The organism is Actinomycetospora sp. (assembly GCF_055612215.1).
Genome location: NZ_JBVPVA010000805.1, coordinates 1 through 5,873, shown reverse-complemented (window position 1 = coordinate 5,873; position 5,873 = coordinate 1). Strand labels below are relative to the sequence as shown.

General features: G+C 74.9%; 6 protein-coding genes. 1 reads left to right on the top strand and 5 read right to left on the bottom strand.

Annotation, left to right across the window (positions count from 1 at the left end):
- The 3 genes from AC0CYZ_RS22045 to AC0CYZ_RS22035 all read right to left on the bottom strand — a co-directional run.
- Positions 1-2,064 (bottom strand): prolyl oligopeptidase family serine peptidase (locus tag AC0CYZ_RS22045; RefSeq protein WP_472219267.1); only part of this gene is annotated, 2,064 nt, incomplete at its 3' end.
- Positions 2,061-3,146 (bottom strand): alpha/beta fold hydrolase, encoded by a 1,086-nt coding sequence (locus AC0CYZ_RS22040; protein WP_472219265.1) that lies wholly within the window; start codon positions 3,144-3,146, stop codon positions 2,061-2,063. The genes AC0CYZ_RS22040 and AC0CYZ_RS22045, both read right to left, overlap by 4 nt.
- 115 nt (positions 3,147-3,261) lie before the next feature.
- The gene (locus AC0CYZ_RS22035) at positions 3,262-3,969 is read right to left on the bottom strand and encodes a PadR family transcriptional regulator (protein WP_472219263.1); all 708 of its coding nucleotides are present in this window, start codon (positions 3,967-3,969) and stop codon (positions 3,262-3,264) included.
- A gap of 323 nt (positions 3,970-4,292) precedes the next feature.
- Here AC0CYZ_RS22035 and AC0CYZ_RS22030 point away from each other — a divergent pair, with 323 nt between their 5' ends.
- Positions 4,293-5,486 (top strand): nucleotide disphospho-sugar-binding domain-containing protein, encoded by a 1,194-nt coding sequence (locus AC0CYZ_RS22030; RefSeq protein WP_472219261.1) that lies wholly within the window; start codon positions 4,293-4,295, stop codon positions 5,484-5,486.
- Here AC0CYZ_RS22030 and AC0CYZ_RS22025 read toward each other — a convergent pair.
- Both AC0CYZ_RS22025 and AC0CYZ_RS22020 read right to left on the bottom strand, forming a co-directional pair.
- Positions 5,483-5,740, bottom strand: a complete 258-nt coding sequence (locus AC0CYZ_RS22025; RefSeq protein ID WP_472219259.1) for a DUF6295 family protein — start codon at positions 5,738-5,740, stop codon at positions 5,483-5,485. The two genes, AC0CYZ_RS22030 and AC0CYZ_RS22025, sit on opposite strands and share 4 nt — an antisense overlap.
- The coding region (locus tag AC0CYZ_RS22020) for a dienelactone hydrolase family protein (RefSeq protein ID WP_472219269.1) at positions 5,740-5,873 on the bottom strand (134 nt) is incomplete at its 5' end. The genes AC0CYZ_RS22020 and AC0CYZ_RS22025, both read right to left, overlap by 1 nt.

Sequence of the window (5,873 nt, the reverse complement as noted above, 5' to 3'; positions counted from 1 at the left end):
CGCCCACTGGAAGGCCCGCTGCGCGTTGTCGGCCGCGCCGCCGTGCCCGCCCTCGACGTTCTCGTAGTACTCCACGGGGTGGCCGTACTCCCGCAGCCGCGCGACGAACTTCCGCGCGTGGCCGGGGTGGACGCGGTCGTCGCGGGTCGAGGTCGTCACCAGGATCGCCGGGTACGACGCGTCCGCCGACAGCTTCTGGTACGGCGAGTACTCCGAGATGAAGGCCCAGTCGTCCGGGTCGTCGGGGTCGCCGTACTCGGCCATCCACGAGGCGCCCGCGAGCAGCAGGTGGAACCGCCGCATGTCCAGCAGCGGCACCATCACGACGACCGCGCCGAACAGCTCCGGGTACCGCGTGATCATGACGCCCATCAGCAGCCCGCCGTTCGAGCCGCCGTGGATCGCGAGCTGGGCCGGCGTCGTGATCCCGCGATCGACGAGGTCCCGCGCGACCGCGGCGAAGTCCTCGTAGGCGCGGTGGCGGTGCTCGCGCAGCGCCGAGGTGTGCCACTCCGGCCCGTACTCCCCGCCGCCGCGGATGTTCGCGACGACGTAGGTGCCGCCGGGCCAGTCCCCCGAGGCCTCGATCCAGCCACGGCCCATCACCCCGGAGTACGACGGCGTCCGGGAGATCTCGAACCCGCCGTAGCCGGTCATCAGCACCGGACCCGGCGTCGAACGCTCCCTCCCGACGACGAAGTAGGGCACCTTCGTCCCGTCGTCGGAGGTCGCGAAGAACTGCCGGACGGTGACCCCGGTGGCGTCGAAGAACTCCGGCGCCGAGCGCAGCGTCTCCAGCGGCGCGTCATCCTCGGCGGAGCCCCCGATCTCGGTGCGCACGAAGGTCGAGGGCCGGGTGAAGCCGTCGGTGTCGAGGAAGACCTCGTCGCTGTGATCCGGGTCGACGCCCACCACCCCGACGACGGAGAAGTCGTCACCGGTCGGCAGTTCGCGCCGCGTCCAGTCACCCGGGGCCACCACCTCCGGCCCCGACGGCGGGGTCACGACCTCCAGCCGCGTCGCGACGTCGTCGAGCAGCGTCAGGACGAGGTGGTTCCGCGTCCAGGACCAGCCCGCCAGCGAGCGGCTCGCCGTGGGCGTGAACACCACGGTGTGCTCCCGCCCGCCGGCCAGGTAGTCCTCGGCCCCGAAGGCCAGCAGGACCCCGGCCGGGTACTCGACCTCGGCGACCGTCCACGGCGAGCGGGTGCGCACCAGCAGCCAGGCGCGCTCCATCTCGGTGTCGGCGTCGGCGGGCACGTCGAGGCGGACCCGCGTGCCGTCGGGCCGCAGCACGAACTCCTCGGTGGTGTGGAAGTCGGGGCTGCGGCCCACGAAGTCGCGCTCGAAGCCGACGGTGTGGTCGTGGCCCGCGAACGCGGCGACGTCGGTCTCGGCGCCCTCGAACACCACCGGCGCATCGGCGACCGCCGTGCCCCGCGACCAGCGCCGCATCACCCGCGGGTAGCCCGACGTCGTCATCGAGCCCGGCCCGAGGTCGGTCCCGACGAAGACCGTGTCGTCGTCGATCCAGGAGATCCGGCTCTTGGCCTCGGGGAGCGCGAAGCCGCCCTCACCCTCCGGCACGAAGCGCTTCGCGGCCAGGTCGAACTCGCGGACCACGGTCGCGTCGGCGCCGCCGCGGGAGAGCTGGACGAGGGCGCGCGTGTAGTCCGGCCAGCGCGCCGCCGCGCCCGCCCACACCCAGTTCTCGTCCTCGTCGCGCGCCAGCGCGTCGACGTCCAGCAGCAGTTCCCAGTCGGGGTCGCCGGTGCGGTAGGAGTCGAGCGTGGTGCGCCGCCAGAGCCCTCGCGGGTGCTCGGCGTCCTGCCAGAAGTTGTAGAGCAGGTCCCCCCGGCGGCGGGTGTAGGGGATCCGGTCGTCGGAGTCCAGCACCGCGCGCAGGCCGTCGCGCAGGGCGGTGAACCGTTCCCCCTCGGCGAGCACGCCGAGGCTCTCGGCGTTCCGCTCGCGGACCCAGGTCAAGGCCTCGTCGCCGGTGACCTCCTCGAGCCAGAGGTACGGGTCGGTGTCGATGCCGGTCTCGGTGGGCGCGGAGGTCACCTCCCCAGTCTGCCCACTGCTTCCGGGGGCCGCCGCGACGAGGCCTCCTGCCGGGGAGCGCGATGGGTCGGGGGTGCGGCCGGGACGTCGTCGGACGGCAGCTCGCTGGTGGTCCCGCCCCGCCCGGTACGCAGCAGCGCCCGCCACTCGGCGGGGCTCCAGTGCGCGGGCTCGGTCGTGGCCAGGAACTCCCGCAGCACCGTGAGGAAGCGCTGCGGGTGCGAGTGGAAGGGGAAGTGCCCCGCCCGCTCGAACACCTCGAGCCGGCTCTCGGGCATCGCGGCGTGCGCGGTGCGCCCGTGCTCGACGGGGACGATCACGTCGTCGGCCCCCCAGACGAGCAGCGTCGGCATGCCCGCCGTCAGGTAGCAGCGGTCGAGCATCGTCACGACCTGCCCGCGCCAGTCCACGACCGCGCGCAGGGTGCGGAGGAAGGCGGAGCGGCTGGTGGCGTCGGGCAGCGCGTCGACCAGCCGGACGAGGTCCTCGGCGTCGCGACCCAGCCCGGTGTCGAGCTGCTGGAGCGTCCGCAGGACCAGTTCGGTCTGGAACCGGACGCCGGGCCAGCGCAGCATCGGGAGCAGGAGGTCGGCCAGCGGCAGCGACGCGGCCCGCAGGGCGGGGGTCACGCTCTGCGCCACGCCGCCCGCGCCGACGAGCACGAGCCGCTCGGTGCGCTCGGGGTACTGGTAGGCGAACTGCATCGCGACCCCGCCGCCGAGGGAGTGCCCGACGAGGGTGACCCGCTCGATGTCGAGGACCGAGAGCAGGTCGCGCATCCCGTTGGCGTAGGCGCCGATCGAGTAGTCGCCGCGCGGCTTGTCGGAGCCGCCGTGGCCGAGCAGGTCGGGCGCGAGGACGGTGTGGTCGCGGGCGAGGTCGTCGAGGACGGGGTCCCAGGTCGAGGAGTCGTCGCCGATCCCGTGGATCAGGAGCAGGACCGGGCCGGACCCCGCCATGCGGAAGGCCCGCCGGTACCCGTGGACGGTCCGGTACTGCAGCGCCCAGCGCTCGCCGGCGACGGTGCGTGCGACCGGACCGGGCGCCGGCGGGGCTCCCCGCCCCGGACGTCGACCCAGCACGCCGTGCTCCTCTCCCGACCCGATCGGTTGCGGGCCACCGGAGAGGCGAGCGTAGGAGTGCCGTGTGACGTCCGGTGACGGGGACGTTGCGCCGGTGTGGCGGCGCGGCCGACGGTCACGTCGTCCCGGCGACCGGCCCGTCGGACCCGTCGTCCTCCGGCTCGGTGTCCGGATCGCTGTCGTGGTCGGCCGTCCCGGACGCGGGATCGACCTCCGCGAGCAGCAGGTAGAGCCGGCGCCGGGCCTCGTCGAGGACGCCCGTCGCCTGCCGGACCTGCGCGGCCGTGCCGACCTGCGCGATCTGGGCGACCGCGCCGGCGAGGCCGCGGCCCGCGGTGCGGAGGTCGGCGAACCCGTCGTCGGCGTCCGCCTCGACCTGCGACCACACCGCGTCGAGCTCGGCGGCGTGCTCCTGGGCCCAGGTGCGCCCGGCCTCGGTCAGGTGCACGACCGTGCGGCCGGACTCCTTCTCCGTGTGGACCAGACCCTCGTCGGCCAACTGGGCGACGGTCGGGTAGACCGATCCCGGGCTGGGCTTCCACGAGCCGCCGGAGCGCTCGGAGATCTCCTGGATGATCTGGTAGCCGTGGCGGGGCTCCTCGCGCAGCAGCGCGAGGATCGCGAGGCGGACGTCGCCCCGCGGGCGTCGTCCCGGGCCGCCGCGGCCGCCCGGGCCACGGCCGCGTCCGCGGCCACCCGGACCGCCGCGACGACCGCGGGGTCCACCCGGACCCCAGGGGCCGGGGAACGGGCCGTCGTGGGGCCCCGGGTCCTCGCCGGGGACCTGGTCGGCGCGGGGGCCGTGCGGCTCCTCGCCCTCCACGTCCCGGCCACGACCGCGGCCCCGGGGACCCCCGGGGCCGAACGGGCCGCCGAAGGGCGGTCCGAAGTCGGTGAAGTCCCTGCCGAACGGGCCACCCCGTCGGCGTGCGCCGCGGCGCGGCCCGCCGGGCTCGCCTCGGTGCTCGTGCGGCCCGGCCGGGCCGTGTCGTCCGTGTCGATGCGCCCACTCGGGGCGCTCGTGAGTGCTGAACATGTCGATGTTCCTCTCGGTCGTGCTCGCCGACTGTCGGCGATGTAGCAACGATATATCGCTACTGTACGAAAAGCAAGGCGCTCGTGGCGTCGGTCTGCCACGCTCGTCCGATGCGGATCCTCCTCGCCACCGCGCCCGGGTACGGGCTGACGCTGCCGCTCGTCCCGCTCGCGTGGGCGGCCCGGGCGGCCGGCCACGAGGTGCTGCTCGCGACCACGTCCGAGATGGCGACCGTCGGACCGGCGGCCGGCCTGCCGGTGCACGACGTCCACCCCGACCGCGACGTGTGGGCCGACCTGATGCGGCGGGTGATGTCCGGCGGCGAGCCCGACGAGGACCTGCCCGAGGAGTACCGGCTCGCCGCGAAGGCGGGGAACCCGTTCGGTCTGTTCACCGTGACGATGACCGCCGGGACGATCGAGGCCGGCCGGGCCTTCGGCGCCGACCTCGTCGCCCACCCCTCGGACCACGCCGCCGGCATGCTCACCGCCGCGGCCCTCGGCGTCCCGGCGCTCGAGGTCGGGAACCGCATTTCCTGGTCGATGCGCGACGTCGACTGGCGTGCCGGGCACGACGGGTTCGGCGACGGCCCGGTCAACGACCTCGTGCGGGAGCGGCTGGGCATCGAGGGCACACCGGTGCCGGTGGCCCGCATCGACCCCCGGCCGCCGAGCATGGGCGGGATGGGCCGGAACGAGGTCACCCACGACGAGCGCGACGGCGCGCCGTGGTGGCCGATGCGGTTCGTCCCCTACAACGGCGGCACCGTCGTCCCGGACTGGGCGCTGCACCGCCCGGAGCGGCCGCGGATCGCGGTCACGCTCGGCACGGTCGTGCCGGCCCTGAGCGGGGTCTCGAGCCTCGCCGTCGTGCTGGAGGCGCTCGGCGGCATGGACGTCGAGGTCGTCCTCGCGGCCGGGACCGCCGACCTCACCTCGCTGGGGGAGCTCCCCGCGAACGTGCGGGCCGTGGGCTACCTGCCGCTCTCGGCGTTCCTGCCGACCTGCGCGGCGATCGTGCACCACGGTGGCTCCGGCACCACGGCGGCGCCGCTGTTCTACGGGGTGCCCCAGCTGGTGCTGCCCTCGTTCGCCGACAACCCCCTGGCCGCGCAGCGGGTCGCGGAGCGCGGGGTGGGCCTGTCGCACGACCCGGCCACCGTCGACGTCGCCACCCTGCGCGCGTCGGTCGGGCGCCTGCTCACCGAGGAGGCGTTCGCGACGGCGGCCGGCGAGGTCCGGGCGGAGATGGCCACCCAGCCCAGCCCGGCCACCGTCGTGGAGCGGGTCGTGCGCGCGGTCTAGTGGTCCTTGGCCCGCTCCACCGTCGTCTGCAGCGCGGCGAGGAGCTCGCGGGCCGAGTCCAGCGACAGCTCGACCGCGATGCGCGAGCCCGGGCCGCGCTCGGGGGCGAGGAAGTCGATGTTGACCGTGTGCGCGTCGGGGGCGTGCACGGGGTGGTCGTAGTAGACGGTCGCCTCGGACATCGTCGCCCAGCCGTCGCGGGTCTTCCCCGACGACCGCGCGAGGGCGACCTTCTCGGTGGAGTACGTGCACATCAGGCGGCTCCCACGGGGTCCTGGACGAGGTGGGTGTCGAGGAAGGCCGCGACCTTCTGCCAGCCGTCGACCGCGGCCTCGGGCCGGTAGGACGGCCGGTCGACGGAGAAGAACGCGTGCCCCGCGCCGTCGT